Origin of the sequence: Ligilactobacillus equi DSM 15833 = JCM 10991 (assembly GCF_000615765.1) — a bacterium.
Taxonomy (GTDB): domain Bacteria; phylum Bacillota; class Bacilli; order Lactobacillales; family Lactobacillaceae; genus Ligilactobacillus; species Ligilactobacillus equi.
On sequence record NZ_BAMI01000024.1, the window covers coordinates 1 to 22783 of the forward strand.

Annotated in this window: 17 protein-coding genes and 3 pseudogenes; all 20 read right to left on the minus strand. The window is 35.9% G+C overall.

What is annotated here, in order from left to right; translation table 11 throughout:
• Nucleotides 1-935 precede the first annotated feature (935 nt).
• The 20 genes and pseudogenes from JCM10991_RS06405 to priA all read right to left on the minus strand — a co-directional run bounded on the left by JCM10991_RS06405 (nt 936) and on the right by priA (nt 22772).
• Nucleotides 936-1859: an acyltransferase gene (locus tag JCM10991_RS06405; RefSeq protein ID WP_081781956.1), complete on the minus strand. Its 924-nt coding sequence runs from the start codon at nt 1857-1859 to the stop codon at nt 936-938.
• Nucleotides 1860-1949: 90 nt separating this feature from the next.
• The gene (locus tag JCM10991_RS06415) at nt 1950-3326 is read right to left on the minus strand and encodes a Coenzyme F420 hydrogenase/dehydrogenase, beta subunit C-terminal domain (protein ID WP_025020888.1); all 1377 of its coding nucleotides are present in this window, start codon (nt 3324-3326) and stop codon (nt 1950-1952) included.
• Between the two features lie 15 nt (nt 3327-3341).
• Nucleotides 3342-4892, minus strand: coding sequence for an oligosaccharide flippase family protein (locus JCM10991_RS06420; RefSeq protein WP_025020889.1), 1551 nt, complete (start codon nt 4890-4892; stop codon nt 3342-3344).
• A gap of 382 nt (nt 4893-5274) precedes the next feature.
• A complete protein-coding gene (locus JCM10991_RS06425) occupies nt 5275-6378 on the minus strand; it encodes a polysaccharide pyruvyl transferase family protein (RefSeq protein WP_025020890.1) in 1104 nt (367 codons plus the stop codon).
• A 60-nt stretch (nt 6379-6438) separates the two neighbouring features.
• Entirely contained in the window at nt 6439-7380 is a 942-nt protein-coding gene (locus JCM10991_RS06430; RefSeq protein WP_025020891.1) for a glycosyltransferase family 2 protein, read from the minus strand.
• Nucleotides 7381-7393: 13 nt separating this feature from the next.
• A complete protein-coding gene (locus tag JCM10991_RS06435) occupies nt 7394-7825 on the minus strand; it encodes a hypothetical protein (protein ID WP_155889592.1) in 432 nt (143 codons plus the stop codon).
• 29 nt (nt 7826-7854) lie between these two features.
• On the minus strand, nt 7855-8556 hold the full coding sequence (locus JCM10991_RS06440; RefSeq protein WP_025020893.1) for a hypothetical protein: 702 nt from the start codon (nt 8554-8556) through the stop codon (nt 7855-7857).
• Between the two features lie 251 nt (nt 8557-8807).
• Nucleotides 8808-9365 (minus strand): glycosyltransferase family 32 protein, encoded by a 558-nt coding sequence (locus JCM10991_RS12955; RefSeq protein ID WP_051527968.1) that lies wholly within the window; start codon nt 9363-9365, stop codon nt 8808-8810.
• Between the two features lie 22 nt (nt 9366-9387).
• Entirely contained in the window at nt 9388-10422 is a 1035-nt protein-coding gene (locus JCM10991_RS06450; RefSeq protein ID WP_025020894.1) for a glycosyltransferase family 2 protein, read from the minus strand.
• A 2-nt stretch (nt 10423-10424) separates the two neighbouring features.
• On the minus strand, nt 10425-11528 hold the full coding sequence (locus JCM10991_RS06455; protein ID WP_025020895.1) for a glycosyltransferase: 1104 nt from the start codon (nt 11526-11528) through the stop codon (nt 10425-10427).
• Nucleotides 11529-11538: 10 nt separating this feature from the next.
• Nucleotides 11539-13473 (minus strand): HAD family hydrolase, encoded by a 1935-nt coding sequence (locus tag JCM10991_RS06460; protein ID WP_025020896.1) that lies wholly within the window; start codon nt 13471-13473, stop codon nt 11539-11541.
• Between the two features lie 130 nt (nt 13474-13603).
• The gene (locus JCM10991_RS06465) at nt 13604-14101 is read right to left on the minus strand and encodes a glycosyltransferase (RefSeq protein ID WP_025020897.1); all 498 of its coding nucleotides are present in this window, start codon (nt 14099-14101) and stop codon (nt 13604-13606) included.
• Nucleotides 14101-14550 (minus strand): PssD/Cps14F family polysaccharide biosynthesis glycosyltransferase, encoded by a 450-nt coding sequence (gene pssD, locus JCM10991_RS06470; RefSeq protein WP_025020898.1) that lies wholly within the window; start codon nt 14548-14550, stop codon nt 14101-14103. Before pssD ends, JCM10991_RS06465 begins: the two co-directional genes overlap by 1 nt.
• 15 nt (nt 14551-14565) lie before the next feature.
• A complete protein-coding gene (locus JCM10991_RS06475; protein WP_025020899.1) occupies nt 14566-15216 on the minus strand; it encodes a sugar transferase in 651 nt (216 codons plus the stop codon).
• Nucleotides 15217-15418: 202 nt separating this feature from the next.
• Nucleotides 15419-16528 (minus strand): PASTA domain-containing protein, encoded by a 1110-nt coding sequence (locus JCM10991_RS12960; protein ID WP_225349936.1) that lies wholly within the window; start codon nt 16526-16528, stop codon nt 15419-15421.
• 75 nt (nt 16529-16603) lie between these two features.
• Nucleotides 16604-17313: pseudogene (locus JCM10991_RS16400) on the minus strand (protein kinase domain-containing protein); the annotation flags it as partial.
• Nucleotides 17314-18053: pseudogene (locus JCM10991_RS12965) on the minus strand (Stp1/IreP family PP2C-type Ser/Thr phosphatase). It lies immediately after the preceding pseudogene.
• Between the two features lie 10 nt (nt 18054-18063).
• Nucleotides 18064-19398, minus strand: coding sequence for a 16S rRNA (cytosine(967)-C(5))-methyltransferase RsmB (rsmB, locus tag JCM10991_RS06490; protein ID WP_025020900.1), 1335 nt, complete (start codon nt 19396-19398; stop codon nt 18064-18066).
• Nucleotides 19388-20344: a methionyl-tRNA formyltransferase gene (fmt, locus tag JCM10991_RS06495; RefSeq protein WP_025020901.1), complete on the minus strand. Its 957-nt coding sequence runs from the start codon at nt 20342-20344 to the stop codon at nt 19388-19390. Before fmt ends, rsmB begins: the two co-directional genes overlap by 11 nt.
• A gap of 12 nt (nt 20345-20356) precedes the next feature.
• Nucleotides 20357-22772 (minus strand): annotated as a pseudogene (gene priA / locus JCM10991_RS12970) (primosomal protein N').
• Between the last annotated feature and the right edge of the window lie 11 nt (nt 22773-22783).

A 22783-nucleotide genomic window follows, 5' to 3' on the forward strand; every position in this document is an offset into this window, starting at 1 on the left:
TAAGCTTTTTTTGCGAATTTTCAAATATTACGAACTAGCAAGTCGCGTAAGTAATACATTTTTATGGTTAATATAACGAGATTTGCAATTTTTATATTTCTAAGTAATTCTCACGAAAGGAAACAACCTTGTGTTTAGTTTCGGCGACCTAATAGCGTTTGGAGCGCTTATGCTTGCATTGTTGGCTTATATCGACAATCGCAACAAAAGATGACCACCAAAAAACCGCTCTTAGTAACTTTGGCAGGTTCTTGAGCGGCATTTTTACTGTTTAACAACTTCACTACCGTCTTAAACGGTCTGTCTAGCAAAGGATGATTATAAAATTACAATCGTCCTTTTTCTATTTTTATTATATGTTCTTTTTTACCGAATGCAAACATCTGTTGAATACTGCGAGCCTCCCAGACTACTTTATACGTGGTATCTAGGTATTTATTTGTCGTTTTACCCTTTGAAGTTCCCCTTAAAGTCGGATTTAGTATTCAACTTAGGGGGTTCACTTCATTCCAATTGTATTTTACCACTAGGGGGTCTTTTTTTATCCAATTTCGTCCACTAAAACTTTACATGGTCTATCAACACAAGTCGTACATAAGTAGCCATAAACACAGTTATAGTGACTGTAAGTGTCACGAGACGCTCCACTGAAAATTTTAATTTTAACACTTTTAACATTAACTTGTGTAGTTAAACCCGTCCTGGATTTAGAACTCTGTGGTTCGTCACTATCCTAACAACATCACTTAACTTCATGAAAAGTGTCTTCTATTCATTTAATATCTTAATTGTACCAAGTAACACCTGACTTGAATAGAATGCTATCTTATGTGATGCTTACGTCGTTGCACCATGTTTACGTTATAAACTTTACGATTGTTACTTTGGACATACCTGTAGTCATAACTACTTATATCTGATTATTGAAAAAAAGGCTACAAGGCAAGATAACCACTGTATTTACCCAAGATTTTCCGACCGATAAACGACAAAGCGAATGTTACAAGAATAGCGACTACTCCATTAACAGGATAAATCGCCACCGTGGAATAATTCGAAAGCTTAGATAAAACAGTCATAACTGCTAGGTGTGCAAAATAGATGCCAAATGAATAATCACCTAAAACTTTGAGAACGTTAACACGTACGCTGTTATCAGAATAGATAAACTTGTAGATAAGTATAACAAAGATTGTTCCTGTTAAAATTGAGCTTAGTTTAAGCTGGGTTCCGCAATTAGTTTCCCCTAATTTTAAATACCAGTATCCCTCCAAAATTTGGAAGAATATGGTAACAAACCACATAAAAATTAAGACAGTGTGGTTAATTTCAATTTTAATAAAACCGTTTCCAAGAGCATATCCGAGATAATAGTAAGTGAACCACCCTAAACAAGAAAGTGACATAACAATTGCCAAATATTTATTAACCTCATGCCCTGAAACTAGAGGAATCAACCTCATCAATATTATTTCGATAGGTGAAATGACAAAACCAAGGTATTTAAATTTTGAGCTTATCATCTTATCGATTACAGGCATCAAAATGGTTAACTCACAGTAAACAAAGACATAGTACATAACTGCAGCAGCAGAACCGGTGAATAAGGCTTTCAAAAACTCCTTGGGAATCACCATAGGCTGAGAGGCGTGGTATAGAATCACATATATAATAGTCCAAATGACATATGGAATTATTACCTTTTTGAGTCTTTTTTTTACATTCCACTGATCCACATTAGAAAGCATTCCACTCATGAAAAGGAACAAGCCAACCGCAAAATTCAGAAAGGGGCGACAATAAACTTGCGCCCCCCCCCCGGCGTATTGTGAATAAGCACTACGGCAATAATAGCCAATCCTCTCATCATCTGAATTTTATAACTCTGACTACTACTTAATCGTTTTGTTTTCTCAATTATCATCTATTTCCCTCTATTGTCAACATGTTTAAAGTATTTTTCTACTTGACAGAACCCGCTTCAATTTACCCATGACACGCCTAAGTAGTGTCTTTCTATACAATTGGTAATATTGATTGGATAATGGCATCATTTTATCTATAAAATATTGTAAATCCCCTTTTTCAACAGCTTCCTTAAAGTAAATGTGACTATTAATAGAAATATCTTCTCGAATATCTTGAATTTTTCTCCGCTTTGGTTGAATATCCTCGGAGGCTTCTACGCGTTTTTTAGGACGTTTCATTTCTTCTTTATCACGTTTATATAAGCGATATGGTAATTCTTGATAGAGGTGACGATAACCTGAACTTTGAGACTTGAAAATTGTATCAGCGTCAGTATCATCAAAATTCAAATTTCCGTTTTTAAGTGATTCCTTAATAATTTCATCAATTGCCTCATTCCTAACAATAACAACATTGTTTCCATCACTGTCGTCTGTATATCCAGGTAACCAAGCATCACCTAACACTAAATCAGCTGTTTCATTAAAAACATCATCCGTATAGTCTGACGCAAAGACTCTAAACCAACCTTGTCCCCAGTCTTGTCCTAACAGTTCAGACGTTGGTGAAATTTTTTCAGTGTATTTACCATCAATATAGCCATGAACTTCGATGCCGTAATCGGATGAACGTCTGCCGGGTAATTTTTTTCTGAAATTAATGTATGTCATATTTCCCGGTTTAAATCCTAATTGCCAACCCATAAAATCGGCAAATGTGCTACTCTTTTGATGACCACAAATTAAACCAATCATATATTTGATTCTTTCACCAATAATGGCATCCTTCTTAGAAAGTAATCTTAATGCATAGATGAAACTAGGAATTCCAATTATCGCATATCTACCAGGTGTATTCCTAACAATTTCAAGTACTTCAGACAACTCTACAGGATAATATTTAGTTTTTGCACCGTCTTGAATTTCCTCAATACTTTTAGAAATTTGGTAAGAAAACAACTTGTCAACATCACCTGAGGTCTGCTTAACATGAATAACACCATCAATTAGGTTACGCTCAAATAATTCTTTAAAAATCCATGTTCCTACACCACCAGAACTAGCATTTTTCCGATAATTACCTTCTGCAACATGCCCTACGTAGAGAGATTTGTAATATCCAATTCGTTTATCATAGAAAATACCGTCTAAATTACCATATAATTCTTTAGATATTTCGTCTTCATTAGTTATATCAGTATAATTAGGAGAAATACCGTTAAGAATAGTTGTATTATCAATTTTCTCTTCGTATTCTCCATACTCATTTAACTTAATTTTAGAGTTATTATAGTATGATATAACACCACTAGCCTCATTATATGATTTTAATCTATTGTCAATTTTCTTAATATCCACGTCTATCTCTCCAACTTATATAAATTTTTTCAGCAATGGAATTTTATGTTTTGTAAGTTTATCTACTAACTTTATAGTCTCTGAAAATTCGTATTGTCCACGATATACCACAAAATATAAAATATCCATAATTACTACACTAATTATTAAATTAATTATCAAGGACAGCACTAAACTTGTTTTAATAAATGAGCATATCACAACAGAAAAAACACAGCCTATAATAGTCACAAATACATATAATATTACTTTTTTTAAGTATTTCTTCAAGTGACGTTTTTCAAAAATTGTTGTAAACAAATTATAAAAAATCCAAGGCATCCCTACACATAAAATAGCGAGAACTGTTGACAACATTGCCCCATAGACTCCAAAGAACGGTGTCATTAGTAAGTTTAAAAAAATATTTATCATACTCACAACCAAAGTGCGATAACGATCCTTGTGCCATATGCCACCCGCATCCTTATATGTATTTAATAATTGATTAACTTCTGTAACAAAGAAATAAATTGCCATACATACAACCACGCCAAACGACAATAAATTTTTCCTTCCTACCCATAATTCCATAAATGGTTGGAAAAGAGTCAGCATGCACGCAGCACCAACACCACTTACCCAACTTATTATAAACGTAAACTTTGCCAAATCTTGAACATTTTTTTCTTTAGTTTCAACAATCAAACTATTACCAATTCCTGCTGTAACAGAATTAAACACAATTCCCAAAATTCCAGCAGCTGCTGTTACTATATAAAAATAATTTTGGTACTGCGCTAAAATCGTTAAGCCTAAGAAACTTGAAATGATAATTGTATCTGAAGTAGTCATCGCCACAGAACCCAATCTTGATGTCATCAAATCACGGATTCTTCGGTTGATAATTTTAACTTCCTCTTTATCTAGTGGCGCGCCAGGATTTAAATCAGGATAAAGTTTGTTGGCCGCAATAGCTGTCAATATATTAGTCAAAACCTGACTAGCCAGTGTTACTATAATATATGCATAATAATTTTTAAATTCAACAATCATCCATATTTGAAACGCATACATCACTGTATTGGTAAAAAGAGTTACCTTACTTACGACATCTACTCTTTGATACGCATTTAAAATACTGTTCTTATAAGCAAAAAGCCAATAAGATAAAACAGTCGCTGCCAGATTTAATAAGTACAGAATGTAGATATTCATATCACTAGGAACACTACCATGAATTAAATGTGGTATGAATGGTGTTAAAATAGTACCAGAAACCAAAATAACCAGACCAATTATGCGGTAATACGTACGATAAAGGCGCATCAAAGAACGAATTTGAGCACGATTATTTTCAACGATAGGTTTATACATGCTATAAACCATGGCACTTCCTACTCCAAGTTCAGCCAAATTTAATACTTGAAGAACTGAGGTGAACAAACTATTTAACCCCAGATATTGAATTCCCAAGTAATAAAGCATAACTGTCCGCATTACAAACGGCACAATTAACTGATATACTTTCAGTACCATACCAAAGAATATATTTCTCGCAGCATTTTGCGTACGATTAAATTCCAACGTTTATCACTTCCTCGATAGTTATTTTATCTTAAATTTAAAAAATCATCAGAAATATCCTTAGCGTTTCATTAGGATTTATTCCTATAAATATCTCATCCAATACGTTAACTTTCCAAATTAATACCCCTAACAAAATATCAAAAATCGAACTTGTACTTTATAGTTTTGACATCTATATACTTGTAAATGCTAGTGGTATCCATACTTTAAATTTACTTCATCTCATAAAACCAAAATAATTAAAGTTGTCTTCATCTTATAAATTTTGATTATATGGCTAAACAAAAAACTAAAGTAACAATTGCATGTAAGAGTAATTCTCACACTACAGTGAAAATATTAAACACCTAGCCATATTACAAATGTATCTATTACACAACTATTTTCTGTCTCTTAAAATCTCCTCTAAATAATCAAGTGATGCTTGTTGAAGTTTTTGAAAATCTTTGGTAATTATATTTGAACTTACCCCGCCAAAAGCCTTATCTTGGTTTCCAGTATTCACTAACAGTTCTTCAATACGATTAAACATTTTCTCCATACCTGATTGACTACGTCGAAAAGCTTTAAAATCTTTATTAAATAAAATAGAAAATACACAGCAGTGAAATGAATCTGTAAAAATATAATCAGCATTTTTTATTAAATTAACAAATTCCTTAGGTCCACATGACGAAATATTTTCATCTTCAAAATTTAGAAAATCAATAATTTTAGTTTTTCTACTATTAGCTATCTTATCAATTTCTTTCTGATATTCTGATGTTATATTTCCTAAAAAATATACGAAAATATAACTTCCTTGATTTTTAGAATATTCATTACTGTCCTTAATAAGATTTTCCCATTCATTTTTCGTTAACAATAAAGTCGGATCTAAAACATGTGGCACCTTCTCCCCAGTAACTTGCTCTACTAAACGACATCCACCAGATTCACGACATGATATCTTATTCATCCCTTGTATTCCCTCTATATGTTGCACTTTATCTTCTGCTGGAAAGTCTTCAAAACCAAAACTTGCTGCATACGAAACTCTCTTTTCTTTAGGCAAGAATTGTAAATAATAATATGGTAACTCATAACCGTCATCAAACCATTTATGCCATACTTGATCGCTACCAACTATTCCTAAGCTATATTTACTCCAATCCTCTTCATATACAGATGTATGGTTAATCTGAATAATATTATTAATATTATTTATAGAAAACTGTTTGTTCGCCATATACCTATTCCGCATATTATTTTCAATTAGCATCTGCTTTTTATATTTTTTAATACCTACTAAAGATAACACATTTTTTATGATAATTTTAATATTTTCCTTTACACCAGCTGATGTTTCAATCCGATCCTTTAAATTTGTTACCTCAAAACCATGATTAGTCAACAAATATTGCAGAGCATAATTCTGAAGCCTATTTCCAATATTATAATCATCTTGTATCGTTACAAGTAATATACTTTTCTTTGCTTTCACTTAATAACCTTTCTTCTAGCTCACATTTCAGTCACAAATTCCCAACAAAATAAGAAATATTCATCCTAATATTTTTATTACACATTTTACTATTCTTTTAATTTTGTGTTTGTTGCTGTAGTGTTTACTGGATAAATAGCATCTAACTGCACCTTTTGACTCGTTAATTAGAGAGGTGCGTTGCCCAAAATTACTATACATTCCTTTTATTAAAGAATAACTAGCTATTTCAAACAGCTTAGCCTTTAACATAGATTCCTCTTTCATATTAGGAGAAATATTAATCATTTGTTTTAATGCCTTTCCATAAGAAAATTCATTAGTTTTTGTATCTGTGTATAAATTTTCTATTTTAGTAGTGCTCCCCCCACTTTGAACATATCCATACAAAATTTTCGAAATTTCCTTAATTTTTAAAGTATCCCGTTGCTTATTTATTACCCTATAAAGGAATTCTAAATCTTCACACATATTTAAAGATTCATCAAAAAAAATACTAGATATTACTTTTGGAGAAAAAAATTTATTCCACACTGAGCCATAAACGCTATCATCAAACAAAATCTTGTCTAGAAAATTATTTACGCTTATATTGTGGCTAGTCGTAGAAAAATTATAATTATTTAAAAATTTTTCAATATTATTATCTTGAACTTCTTTAGCTAATACATAAACTATATCAGTATTACAATCGAAAGATTTTTTTACACTAGCAACCAATTCACTACTTACTACATCATCTATGTCACAAAAACCAATAATATCTCCCTTTGCCACTTCTAATCCTACATTCCGTGCATGTGATACACCTGTATGATTTGACAGTACGATTCTTACGTTTATTTTAGAACAATAATTCTGCACTAGTTCAATTGATTTATCCGATGAACCATCGTCAACGATAATTAATTCGAAATCTTTACTAGTTTGAGCTAAAAAACTATCTAAACATCTATTTATATACTTTTCTGCATTATATACAGGAATAATAAATGAAATCATAGTCTGCACTCCTTTAGATAATCTTAGTAGCATCTTTATTTAGTCCCTGATTAAAAAAGATGGCTTCATACCAAAAAATCATCGTAAAATTCATATATGGTGCTCTAATGATATTTTCAGAAATACCAAGAGTTAAAAACATTAATATTACAATCACGTAAACAAAATGTCCTTGTTTCAGTAAATTTCTGACAGATATTAAATACAGTAACATAATTAATGTTAATCCAACTATACCATAATTAAATAGTGCGAAAGAATATCCATTGTCAACAACACCATACCCAAATCTTTGCTTCAAAGCTACATCATTTACTATTTCACCAAAAGATGTAAGATTGAACAACTCATATAAATGACTAGCATTAGATAACCTACCGTTTAATAATCCATTTAGTTCAAATGATATAGAACGAACTACCCCAGTAGACATTGCATAAATCATCGGTAATAATATCGAAATAACTAAGCTAATTAGCAATATATATATTCCATATAATTTTTTATTATAAATTTTATAAAAGATGTATTTCGTAAAAAAATTAGTAGTAACATTAATATTATCAGCAAGAACGTTGCCTTTGACTTAGTAATTTGGTAGCAAGCCTCCTCTACAATTGCTATAACAATACCATCATAGATTGTAATTTTTTCTTCCTTTATACATAAATAAGCAGCTATTAAAAAAAATACTGATTCAGCCATATTATTAGGATGACTAAATCCTAAGCTATACCCCATTACAAATCCAAAGATTCCTTTGGGCACTAGCATATGCCCTATTGGAATTATTGAAAGTAGCGACAACAAAACTATCATCAGCGTTAAAATAAATTTAGTTATAAAGATAGTCCATAGCGCTGTTCTATAATCGGTAGTTCTAATCATTATTGCTGCAAAAATAAGCATTATGTACAGAGACTCTTTTGATGACCAATAAACACTTAAACCAATGATAATAATACCTATTAGCACAATTAATTCTTTAACAGACATTTTCATCATTGTCATAGCTAAGATAGCTAGTACTACACAAAACATTAGTAACATACTATCTATTGTATTAGACATGTGAATATAAGTTAATTCAAAACTATACTTTAAAGTATACATAACATAAAATATTATGCCTATAACTTTAATATAACTAGATTCACGTGAACTGTCACTACTCATGATAATTTCACCTCGTAATTTCATAAAAATATGTTAGTGCTTCTTTGAAAATGAATTGTGCACTCTTTCCCAATTCCAATACCTTTTGAAATAGCCAATAAGCCTTCTAAGTTTAATAATATATCTTAATATAGAATTCGGTATATTCTTTGTTGTTAAAAATAAATATCCTTTTAATGACATGTTCCAATTTGATGAATACCAATGTATAGTTATTGTTTCATTTCTTTCTATAGTGCTCTTTTCGTTTTCTATATAATCATATGGAGAATATGGAGCGAATGTTGAACGAGGATAGATTTTGCCTCTTTAAAAACATTTTTATTTCTCAAATAAATTTTCTTTAAAAGAATAGTATTCACATACTCATCGTCTTCCCAAATTCCTTGGTTATAGAAATCTAATAAATATTTTATAGTTTTGTTTCCTTTTTCAGATCCAATCACTCCCGTACCTATATATTCGCCCAATGCTTCATTTCCAGATTCAAATCCAAAAAAAGACTTATTTATCAGTAACTTATCCATACTTTTTACTACTTCAACATCGGTATCCATATAAATACCACCATAATTATATAGTATCCATAATCTCAGGTAATCAGACATAAATGCCCATAAATTTCTTTTACAACATTCATCAAAAAATTTATTTTTCTTGCGTAACTCATTTATAGGTAAGTTGTTTTCATTCCACTCTATTATTTCATACTCGGGTAAATTCCTTTTCCATGAATTTTTTACCATCATACTTAAAGGACTTAGTTTATTCCCACCTAACCAAATATAATGAACTTTTTTAGGTATCATTACAAGTTACTTCTCCTTTTTCTTAAACTCCCAACCTACTCTTTAAAATCATAATAAATTCTAAAGGCTTAATCATCTTATTTTTTATAAAAAAATTAATTAACTTTGAGCCAATTGGTAATTGAGAATTATCAAATTCATTAAATACATTTTTCAATACTTTATTCTCACAAATTTCTTTAATTTTTTTCTTTTCGTGTAAAATACCATTCTTTTTTCTGTATTTAACTTCTAATTTTATACTATACCTTGCAATGGAAATTAATGTATTATCTAATCGCTCCTTGCAAAAAACTAAAATCCCTATTTTGTCAGTCCTTTTTATTAACTCTTTATACAATTTAACTTGTTGACTAAACCGATCAGGATTATATCTAGTTGTCAAAGTTCCAGCATTATCACAGTAATTATAGCCATTACAGCTGCTCATATAAATTTTTTTTGCCTTACTATAATAATCTATATCAAAAATAATATCTTCACTAATAAATTCTCGTTCAGATGGAAAAATAATATTATTACTATCAATAATACTTTTAGTAAATAGAACTTTCCAAACTGACATTTCTGTATACTTATCATCATTTGGAGATTTTCCGAACATACTAGGTAATAAAATTTTTTTAATACTATCACCCTCAAAAGTATTACCTAAATAGGCATTTTCATGGATTTCCTTAATGTTACTCGAGGAAACTCTAGTAAACCCACCAATGCAGGTATCCGCCATATTTGACACTAAGTCATCATATAATTTTGCCACTACATCGGAATCTATGTAATCATCACTATCGACAAACATTACATATTTACCGGTGGCATACTTTAGACCTGTATTGCGAGCTAGACCTAACCCTTCATTTTGCTTGTGAACCACAATAATTCTGTCATCATCATTTTTATAGGTATCACACATTGCACCACTTCGGTCTGTCGCTCCATCATCAACTAAAATTATCTCAAGATCTTTATAAGTTTGCGAAAGTATACTTTGTACACAACGATTTAAATATTTCTCCACATTATATACTGGAACTATAACACTAATTTTATCCATACTCAATCAACCTCATAAATTTCCTCTAATTTTCTGACAGTACCTCTTATTGAATAACCATTATCATTAATAACTTTAGCAAATCCTTTTCTCTCATTCAAAGCTACTTTACTTTCTGTAATCTTCTTTGCCCACTCAGCAGAAGAATTATTCAAAGACACCAAGTTAGCATTCTTAGTAATTTTAATTTGTTCAGAAATACTAGTTGAAAAATAACATGGCAAGCCTTCAGACTGTGCTTCAATTCCAACAATAGGAAGTCCTTCATATAACGAGGGCATTAAGAATACATCAAATGCGCTATAATAAGCTGCAGTATCCTTCTGTAGTCCGCAAAATATTACCTTGTCAATTAAATTATTTTTTTTAACTAACTCTTTTATACTTTCCTCTAATTCTCCTGTCCCAACTAGCATCAAAACTGCATTACTATTCTTTTTGACTATTTCCTTAAAAATCTTAATGATAAATACATGATTTTTTTGCTCTGAGAATCGTCCAATATGACCAACTACAAACTTACTTTCTGTGAGGTTATATTTATTTCTAATGTACTTCCTTTTTTCTAAATTAAAAGTAAATTGCTCAGAATCAATTCCATTATTTATAATTTCAACGTTATCTTCATATTTTTTACCGAACAACCAATCAGTTGCTTCGTTCGAACATGATAATTTTTTAGTAGAAGTAAGATTTACTAGTGGTTTAAAGATAGAATTAATTACAGGTGAGTATCCATTCCCATTATGACTATGTGTAATCAATTTAAACTTATACTTATTAATAAAGGGAAGGACGTACATTAATTCAGAGGTTGCCCCTGTCTGTAAATGAACATAATCGTATTCACCACCATGCTCCTTATAAAACTTAGAAAGTGCTCTTAATGCCTGAATTGGATTTCTCTTCACACTAGGAACAAAATAAAAATGATTTTCATTATCATAAAATTTGCTAATTTCTTCTTGAAAGACTACTTTATCTGTTCCATGTGCCAAATAATCGTACACATACTTTTGTTTATTTGAAAATCTCGTAGTATTATATATAAATGTTTCAACCCCTCCCATTCGTTCTGTTAATCCAATTATTAAAATTTTCTTCATACTATCCTCACTATTTAAATCTCAACAACCAAGTGTATATATTTTCATAAGGTAAATTAAATTTAAACATTCTTTTCAAGAAACCAACCTTCCATCTGGAACTTAAAAAATCATTTTTTAGGTTACCTAGGTGGAAAATATAAAATGCTAATCCTTTTGGATTAGCTAACTTGACATCTTCTCCTTCATCATAAAAATTAAAATCCGCAAACATCTGTATGTCTTTTATCGTTGGCCTCTGTCCTGTATTTCTTAAACCGCTATATAACTCGTCTGGAGTAAAGTATTCTTTTGACAAAAAATTATTTTTTTTAATCGTCTCAATAAATTGTAAGGCACCTTCTTGAACAGCTCTTACTTTGGTTAATTCACTAGTTGGCTTACCATTTTTCATATACTCATATTCATATCTTTCTGCTACAATTTTATTATCTTTTTGTGAATAATTTTTCACTGACCCACCTTGCTCTAAAAACAACGTTTCAAATAAACCTACAAAGCTACTTCTCTTATCAATCTCGTTAGAATTATTTTTAAAGTCAAACAAATACCCTCGCATATTTAGTGGAACACTCATATTTCTCGTATAATAGTCTGCTATTCCAATATAATAACCGTAGATATTATTTTTTATATTAAGAGTATCAAGCGTCTTTTTCAAGAATCTCTGCATTCCCCCAGACCAACCTATATCAACAATTGCGAATTTGCCAATAACATTTTCCTGCTTTAAATATTGAATTAATTTATCATATTCCAATTTGGAATTATTAATTATATCCTCTTTAAGTTCAGAATACATTTTTCTTAACTCAGATTCATGCTTAATATTATTACGATCAAAAGTAACTTTTACATTAAATTTATACTTATTCAATAAATTTTGATAATCATCAATACACAACCCTACACAATCAAAAATAGATGCTAATGCTATTCTTTTTGAAGGTGACACCATTGTCAGCATGTTATCAAAGCTACAGTCCATCCAAAGCGTTGGTATTCGTAAACTTCTTCGCGACACTTCCAAATAATGAACATCTACATCATTATTTGGATATAGCTTCTGGTATGCTTTCATCATAATATATCCATCTCTTGAAAAGAAATATACTTTTTTTATTTTTTCTTTTTTTAACTGATTATGAATCCATCGAACATATCCCCATAAGAAAGGACCAAATTTTTGATATCCAAAGGTACCATATTCATCAAATTTATTATTCTCTACAGTACTCTTTATAAATTTCTGAAGCATATACTCACTTCTTGTTTTATATTTCTCAGTTTCATAGCCTATTATCACCCTTGGAATATGTACCGCACTAATTCCTGATTTTTTTGCATTTACATAATCAGATTTCCATGAATCACCAATATGAACTGCATTTTTCGGAGAAATATTATTTTCTTCTAAATATAAGTCAAATAAATCTCCCTTCGCTTTCGTCTTTCCTAATTCACATGATACGTAAAGTTTTTCATACTGAGTAATACCATTATTTCTTAATACTTCTTTTAAAAAAGTTGAGGGAAGGTACATATCCGAAATAATATATACTTTTTTATGTTTTTCAATACACTTTCGATATACATTAACCATCATTGGATTGCAAACTAAAACATCCTTTTCAATACTTTGTTCTAAATCAATATATTCTTCTTTTTGATCAGTATTGAAATTATCATAAATATCATTAATTGTCACTTCTGCAGAAGTATTATTACGCGCAATATTTTCTGCATTAATTCTAGCAGAATAAAAGCCTGGCCTCTTTAGCTTATCTTCCATTATCCTAAATACATCAGATGGTTCTTTTACAATTCGTTTCAATAATGTATCAAAAATGTCAAACGATACGTACTCATAGTTATCTATTTTTTTAAATAATTCTTCTTCACTGTCTATCTTACCTATATCCAGTATTTCCTTAATCTTTTTCACTTCTACGCATCCTCATTTACTTTAAGTGATTTTAATCTTAACTTTTTATTATAATAAACAAACTAGTAAGGAACACCTTACTAGTTAGTTCTAGTGTACTCCGAGCTACAACATAGTAACTTATAGGCTATTAAACAAAGAGTTTAGACACTATATTCTCAATTTTCTTGTTGAATATATCATTATTTTCTATAATATTAGAATCTATTCTTTTTACTATGTCGTCATAATTTAAAATACAATTCTTTAATTCTGATACTTCTTCAACAACTATTAAATTTTTATACCGCTCATTAACAGCTTTAGCAAAATCCAACTGATGGTCATTCACATGTTCATGGAATTTGCTTAATCTTGGAACAACTATCGGTGTTTTGCCTTCTTGAAGTGGCATAATAAACGAAGAAGGCCCACCATGAGTTATAACAATTCGGGCCTTCTCCACATATTCTCTCATTTCGTTAAAAGGAAAAAGTTTTTGCCACTGACAATACTTGGGTTCATATGTACTAAAGCCAATCTGTATTATAACTTCTTCTGTTATAATGCCATCACGCTTTAGCTCATCGACTTTCTTTATAAGGCGATTAAACGGCTGCTCATGCGTGCCTACTGTCACAAATATCATTAAAAAATACTCCCTAAATTCTTGGCTTTCGGGTAGACTTTCTTCATTTCTTCCCATTGAACGATAAATTCATCTGTAACTGGGTATACCATCTTTCCTGTTACTGTTGGCTTGTCAATTCGATCAAACACTTCTATGTATATAGTCTTTGCACCAAATAACTTACCTAACCAGAAAAAAGGAACTGCTACCGCTGCACCAGATGAGATAATTAGATCTGGTTTTTCTTTCCGTAAAACTTTCCATGCCAATCTTGTGTTAATTAGGAAAGCTTTTAATGACCTATTTGTTGGGTAGTAACAAGGAATTAACCTTTCCCCTTCTAAGACACTTCGCGCATCTTCCTTATCAAAGGTAACCCAAAAACGGTCATGCTTTTTCCAGAATGGCTTTAGCATATACAAATGTGTTAAATGCCCGCCAGAAGAGCCAACTAAGCATACTTTCATCTTCTTTTTCCTCTCTTAATATGCCCCATTCGGCACAAAAATTACTTTGATTGTCATTAAGATTATTTTTAAATCTAACCAAACACTTGCTTTTTGTATGTATTCCAAGTCTAATTTGACCATTCCTGAAAAACCTGTATTGTTTCTCTCCGTCGCTTGCCATAAACCTGTACAGCCCGGCATTACATACAAGCGTTGCTTGTCATAATCACTGTATTGCTCAACTTCAGCTGGCAAAGGCGGTCTTGGACCCACTAGGCTCATATCCCCCTTTACTACGTTTAGCAATTGGGGCAGCTCATCCAAACTCGTCTTTCTCAGAAATTTCCCCACCCGCGTAATGCGCGGGTCATCTTTCATCTTAAACATCGGTCCTTCGACTTGATTATGCGCCTTGAGTTTTTCCAGTAAATCTTCCGCATTAACCCGCATGGAACGAAATTTATAGATTTTGAATAACTTACCATTTCTTCCCACTCGTGTTTGGGTAAACATAATCGGTCCCCGATCGTCTAACTTAATCAAAATTGCTATAAGCAAGAAAATAACTGACAATGGGATTAACGCTATTAAACTGGCGCAAAAATCAAATAAACGCTTCACACAGCGATAAAAATAGCGCCGATTTATTTTTTCTTGGCTTAAGGTCACCTGCTTGACCTCCATATTTCGTCCCCCAATCCAAACTTTATGTAATACTTCTGTCTAAGCATATGAATATATTTTAGCTTAAATTTAAGTTAAATTCAATAATTATTCTACAAGTTCAATACTTACTGAATCATGCTTTGTTCTGTGATTATACAAAAAAATCTTCTATATACAAAGACCGCTCTCAACTTTTTACATGAAAGCGGTCTTTCTTTATTTATTGATGTACTTTTTGATTTTCAGCAATGACACGGCCATCACGGACTACTTTGTACTTGCCCGTCTTACCCGCATCTAAAGTAAAGGTTATCGACATCGTAGTATTTTTATTGATTCTGAATTGTTGGTAAACATTCTTATAATTATGGTTGGCATCCTCTAAATAAATTTTGATTTCATTCGTCCCGGTGCCATTTTCAACATAGTTAATCGTAATTGGAAATGAAAACGTGGTTTGATCCACAAGCTCTTCTGGGTCGCTGCCCTTTCCATTAGAAACTACAACCCTTAAAGTTGAACCTGCTTGCAACCAAGTTGCAGCACCAGGATTTTGAGCCGTAACCTTCCCGGCTTTTTGCACACTAGCACGCTTGGCAACTTCTAAGTTCAAACCATGCTTCTTAGCGTAGGCTTGAGCTTGAGCCTGAGTTTTCCCCGTCAAATCTTTCAGCAAGGTCGACTCAGACCCGGCACTAACCGTGAAGGTCACCTTAGTTTGCTTAGGAATTACCTTTTTCTTAGGTGAAAGTGTTTGGTCCATGATTAGTCCACGACGATATTCACTAGCATAAACAAATTTGTATTTCACCTTGACGCCTTGCTTTTGCAGTTTCTTAGCCACCATGTCATAGTCTTGATCTAAGTAATCCCCAAATGCACGGGCTTTTTGACCCTTTGAAACATAAAGTACGATAGTTTGCCCCCGCTTGGCTTCTTTGGGGGTGGCTTTTATCACCTTATTTTTCGCAACTTTATCATCATAACGGTACTTAACTTGACTCTTTAAGTTAGCTTGCAATAGTTCACTTTGGGCCTTACTCAGTGTCTGTCCTTGAAGTCGCGGAACCTGAACTTGTCTTGGATAAAAGATTAAAATAGCTCCCAAAACTAGCCCTAAAACCACGATTGCAAATACAACTTTGAGCTTCTTTAGCTGACCTTGTTTTCGGCGGCTAAACTGGGAAGCCTTTTGCAACTGGTTAATCTTTTTGATTTCATCGTTCACATTAGTTAGGACCTTTGTCGCATCGTTTTCATCATCTTGAGGATACCAACGCGGTTCCTTTAGGCGGGTAACCGACAATGCAGTCTGCAAATCCGCCCGCATCTCTTCGATGTCTTTATAACGATCCTTGACATCTTTGGCTGTCGCCTTGAGAATCACATTTTCTAAAGCTTGGGGAATCGAAGCATCTCTTTCACGGACATAAGGCATTTGCTTTTGGAAATGTTGTAAGGCAATCGAAACCGCCGTTTCCCCTTGATAAGGGACTTCACCTGTTAGGAGCTCATACATAATAATCCCTAAAGAATAGATATCTGATTGCTTAGTTATCAGACTCCCACGAGCTTGTTCCGGAGAAATATAGTGAACAGAGCCGAGAACGGTATTCGTTCTAGTTAAGGTTTCATCTGCGACCGCCATGGCAATTCCAAAGTCCGTAATTTTGACCTTTTCATTTTCATCTAAGAGAATGTTTTGAGGCTTTAAATCCCGGTGGACAATCCCATGACGGTGGGCTTCCATGACCGCGGCTAAAATTTGCAGCATAATGGCTTGAACCTTAGTATAAGCCAAGGGTGCGTTTTGACGGATATATTCTTTAAGGTTAGAGCCTTAACGTATTCCATGACTAAATACTGGGTACCACTAACTTCACCAACATCATAAATTTCTACCACGTGTGGATTAGATAATTCTGTCAAGGCCTGCGCTTCACGATAGAAGCGCCGACTGGCAACCTCATCATCACGTAAATCTAAGCGTAAAAACTTAATAGCAACTTGGCGCTTGAGATAGCGGTCTTCTGCGAGATAGACGGTGGCCATCCCCCCTTCACCTAAAGTGCGGAGGATCTGGTAACGGCCATCAATGATTTGTCCAGCACGCATTTACTCCACCTCGCGATCTAAAGCCAATAAAAACACCGTAATGTTATCCCGGCCACCAGCTGGTTAGCTAAGGTAATTAAGGTTTGGCATTTTTCTGTCAACGAATTATCTTGCAAAAGGACTGCCTGTAACTCATCATCACTTACCATATTGGTTAGACCATCACTACAAAGAAGTAAGAGGTCGTCATTTTGACTTGGGAAAGTTTTTTCATCAATTTCCGTTTGCTTGGAAATTCCTAAGCTCCGGGTAATAAGGTTTTTTTGCGGGTGATGTTGAGCTTCACTCGGACTGATTTCCCCCCGCTTTAAGAGTTCATTCACAAAAGAATGATCTTCCGTTAGTTGACTTAATTTCCCCTGGCGCAACAAATAGCCCCGACTGTCGCCGATATTGGCCATGATAAAACTTTTAGGAAAGATTAAGGCACATACTAGGGTCGTCCCCATCCCGCTGAGGTCTTGATAGCTGTGGGCCTTCGCTAAGATTGTCTGGTTTTCCACCATCACTACTGTTTTTAACCAGGCTTCTCCTTCTTGACTGGTCGTAAAAGTGGTTTGTTCAAATTGATAGCCGAGATGGGTAACTGCCATCCCCGAGGCCACTTCACCAGCCTGATGGCCACCGACCCCATCCGCAACGATGGCCAGCTTGATTCCGGCTTGATTTTCAAAATAACCTACGCTGTCTTCGTTATTTTGGCGCACTTGGCCAATATCAGTTTTATAAGCGATTTGCATAAGCCTTACCTCACTTCTTTCTTAGCGTCGCGATAAAGAAACCATCAGAGAGATAATCATCCGGATAAATCGTCAGGCCTAATTCATCGCGGTCTGCTTTAAGTTGGTTTTGCGTTTGAGTTTTGACTTGTTCAAAGTCCGGGTGATCCTTTAAGAAGGCATCAATTACCCCTTGGTTTTCTTGGTTTAAGATCGTACAAGTACTGTAGGTTAGAACTCCGCCTGGTTTTAAGGTTGGGGCAACTTGGTCTAAAATATCCTTTTGGATTTTAGCGAGATTTTCGGAATCTTGCAATTTCTTAGTATACTTGATTTCTGGCTTTCTCCGTAACAGACCAATTCCAGAACAGGGCGCATCAACCAAGATTTTGTCAAAACTAGCTGCCGGGAACTTGTCTTGAACCTTCCGCGCATCTAATTGCAAGGCCTGAACTTGGTCTTGGACCTGGGCGCGCTTGGCGTTGGCCTCGATGAGTTTTACCTTGTGGGCATGAATGTCTAAGGCCGTCACTTGCCCTGTGGTTAAGCTCATGGCAATTTGAGTCGTCTTACCGCCCGGAGCAGCACAAGCATCTAAGACCTGGTCGTCTGCTTGGACTTGCATCGATTCCACCGCTAACATAGCAGATTCATCTTGAACGAAAACTTCCCCCGTCTGAAAAGCCTGGGTGGCGGGAATAAAGCCCCCTTGCGCCCGCAAAGCTAAAGGCGTCACCGGACTAGCTTCGAGTTGGAAGTCTGGCAAAGCCGCTTCCAGAGCGGCCTTCGTAGTAAGCTTCTGGTTAATCCGAATAGCTTGAACTGGAGCTTGATTGATAGTCGCCAAGATACTTTGCGCCTTCTTAGCCCCCACTTGTTTGGTTAGTTCTTGGACCAACCAGACAGGCGTGGAGCTTTGAATACTAAGACGTTTCAGCGGATCTGAAATTTGACTTAGGTCGGCAAGCCCTTGCCGTTCGATGGCATGTAACACCCCAGTGACAAACTTCCGTGTCCCTGCATGACCTTTAACCTTAGCAATTTCAATACTTTCGTTAAAAATTGCGCGGTTAGGGATCTTATCGAGATACTCCATTTGGTAAATGGCGGATAAGAGGAGTTCCTTAACCCAAGGAGCCATCTTTTTAGGATTTTTGACAAAGGCTGTTAGCCAGTATTCCAGGGTCAAACGGTGTTGAATAACCCCGTAGACCAAATTCGTCAACAGATTACTATCTGGTTTAGAAAGCTGTTCTTTTTGAATCGTTTGGTTTAAAGACAAATTGGAATAGGAACCTTGTTGGCTAACCTTTTCAAGGAGTTGGACGGCTAGATAACGTGGTGTGTGCTTAATTTTATTGCTCATCATTAATCACCATTTGGCCAACTGTAAGGCCCTTGCCCATCCCATTAAGGTAGGCGTTAATTGCCATTTTCGCCTTCCCGGCAGGTTGGAGTTCATTGATTTGATAACAAGTGCCTTGCGCCCCGGCTAAGACTAATTTCTTCTTGGTAACTTCAACGACACTACCCGCAGGGAGGTCGGTGGTTTGCGCTAAGACATCCACATTCCAAAGCTTCGTCCGCTTCCCTAAGAAGTCAGCAAAGTAAGCCCCGGGTGCGGGCCGTAAAGCTCGGACTTTCCAGTCAACTTGATCCGCCGTTAAATCCAGATGCAACATCTCTTCTTCCGGCTGGATATTAGGCGAAAAGACCACTTGGCTTTCATCTTGGGCTTGGCCTTGGACCTTACCGGCTAAGAGATTAGGTAAGAGTTCTAAGAGCGTATCCCGCCCCAAAAGACTCATCTTTTGGAAAATCGTCCCGGTATCGTCGTTTTTTTCAATCGGCATTTTGGCTTGGGCTAACATGTCACCCGCATCCATTTTCTTAACCATATAGATGATGGTAACCCCGGTTTCCTTTTCCCCATTCATAATGGCGTATTGCACCGGCGCCCCGCCGCGGTATTTAGGTAAGAGCGAGCCGTGGACATTAATGGCGGCAACTTTCGCGGCTTGAAGCAACTTAGTGGGGAGGAATTGGCCGAAAGCGGCTGTGATAATCAAATCTGGAGCCAGGTCAATTACTCTTTGCATTTCCTCACTGCCCGCCAGTTTTTCGGGTTGGAGTACTTCAATGTCATGCTTTAAAGCTACTTCTTTTACAGGCGAAGGTGTTAAGACCCGCTTGCGGCCGACCGGACGATCCGGCTGGGTCATCACGGCTTGAACTTCGTAACCTGCGGCAATAATGCCTTCTAAAATGGGTGCCGCAAAGGCGGGCGTCCCCATAAATACAACTTTTGTCATAATTTCACGTCCTTAAATAAAATTCAATGGATCCCGGTCAATAACCAGTTTCAATCCTTTTTTTTCTTCTGTTTGGGCTTGGATTAATAGCCCTTTGAGATAATCTTCTAATAATGGTTCGTGCTTATATTTAATCACTAATTGGTAATAGTAACGGTTTTTAATGCGCATAATCGCTTTAGGCGTAGGACCTAAGACTTGCGCTTGCGGACTAAGAATTTTACCTAATTCTCCCGCAATGGTAAACATCTTTTTAGCCGCCGCTGCTTCATTATCGTAGCTGGCCGTAATTTGAATTGTATAATAATAAGGCGGGTAGCCTACCCGGTGGCGGAAACCCATCTCTGTTTGAAAATACCGTTCATAGTCTTGCCCCTTAGCGAGCTGGATGGCGTAGTGTTGGGGGTTATAGGTCTGAATCAGAACTTGACCGGCCTTTTGAGCCCGGCCGGCACGACCAGCCACCTGGGTTAGAAGCTGGAAGGTTCGTTCACTTGCACGGAAATCTGGGAGGTCTAAGGCCGTATCCGCATTTAAAACCCCGACTAAAGTTACATCCGGAAAATCGAGCCCTTTAGCAATCATTTGCGTGCCTAAAAGAATATCGCTTCCTTGTTACCAAAGGCCTGCAAGAGCCGTTCGTGGGCGCCCTTTTTCCGTGTGGTATCGACATCCATGCGAATAATCCGCGCCGTAGGGAGGAGGCCTTGGAGTTGTTCTTCAACTTTTTGAGTCCCCGTACCATAGTAACGAATCTTGCGACTATGACAGGAGTCACAAGTTTGCGGAATTGCTTCTTCATGACCACAATAGTGGCAGCGCATGGAGTGGCTATCCATATGCAAGGTCAAAGAAACATCACAATTAGGACATTTGAGAACGTAGCCACACTCCCGACACATAACAAATGAAGAATACCCCCGGCGATTTAACAAGAGCACTGTTTGTTCACCCTTAATAAGACGGTCCTTGATAGCATTTAACATGGTGTTGGAAATATCCGGAACCGGTGCATACTTTCCTTCATTACGCATATCGATTAGTTCAACTTTTGGTAAAGCTTGACCATTGACCCGCTTAGGTAAGGTTAGCCAAGTGTAGACATTTTTCATCGCCCGCGCGCGGGACTCCAGCTAGGGGTCGCCGAACCCAGTACAACCGGGCAGTGGTGGTACCGCGCCCGCCATAATGCCACATCCCGAGCGTGGTAACGGGGCATTTCGTCTTGCTTGTAACTAGCTTCATGTTCTTCATCCATGATGATAATCCCAATGTTATCTAACGGGGCAAAGATAGCTGAACGCGCACCAATCACCACTCGGGCTTCCTTTCTTTCAATGCGGCGCCATTCGTCATAGCGTTCCCCGGCGGAAAGCCCACTGTGCATAACCGCCACTAAGTCACCAAAACGACCTTTGACCCGGCGCATCATTTGCGGAGTTAAAGAAATTTCCGGCACCAACATGAGCGCTTGACGGCCTTGCTTTAAGGCATAGGCCATCATCTGGAGGTAAACTTCTGTCTTTCCCGAACCCGTAACCCCTTGTAAGAGGAAAGTGCGGTTATCTTTTTGGTCGATGTGGGCCTGAACGGACTTGACTGCGAAATTTTGGTCAGGAGTAAGTTCTAAAGGCTTCGTTGCGGTGATGTTTTTATCAGCATAGGGATCACGGTATTGTTCCACTTGACTTTGCTCAAGCCAGCCCTTCTTCGCCGCAGTACGAAAGTCCGCACTTGTCAAACCACTCGCTGCTTGAGCTGGTTTTTGCAGGTAAAGCTTAGTAGACTCAAGCGTCTTGAGATAGTCGCGCATGGCTAGTTGTTTTGTCGCACGTGGTGACACGGACACTTGGTCTAACTGCTCAGGAGTGAGGAGCAACTTAAAGGCTGGCACCTGCTTTTTGGCAACCTTATCTTTGACGTGATAGATTATTTCAACCTTACCCTGGTGCCGGTAATGGATAATTTGGTTTTGAAACTGGGCTGGGAGCTGAGCCAGGTCAATTTCATCACTTTGACCAAAAAGTGCGTCAATTTGCGGGTCATCTAAAGGTTGGAGCCGTTTGAGCGTTTTGCTGTAGGCAGCTTTGAGAGCATTGGGTAAGAGGACCTGCAAACAACGAATTTTAAAGGCAAAAGTATGGTCTGCTAGCCAGTCGGCCAGTTGGAGACCTTCCTGCGTAATTACAGGTTCCAGGTCCAAGACTTCTTGAACTTCTTTAAGCGTCACCCCCGCTTGCGTCGGTAAGTCTTCCCTAAGGTCAACAATAAAACCTTGGACGTGACGATCACCTTTCCCAAAGCCGACAATCACCCTTTTACCGACGGCCACTTGGTCATGCAGTTGCTTTGGTACTAGGTAAGTATATGGATGGTTGGTCTGCATGGCGGGAACATCAACAATCACTAAGGCATATAACTTGGACATCTAATTCCCCC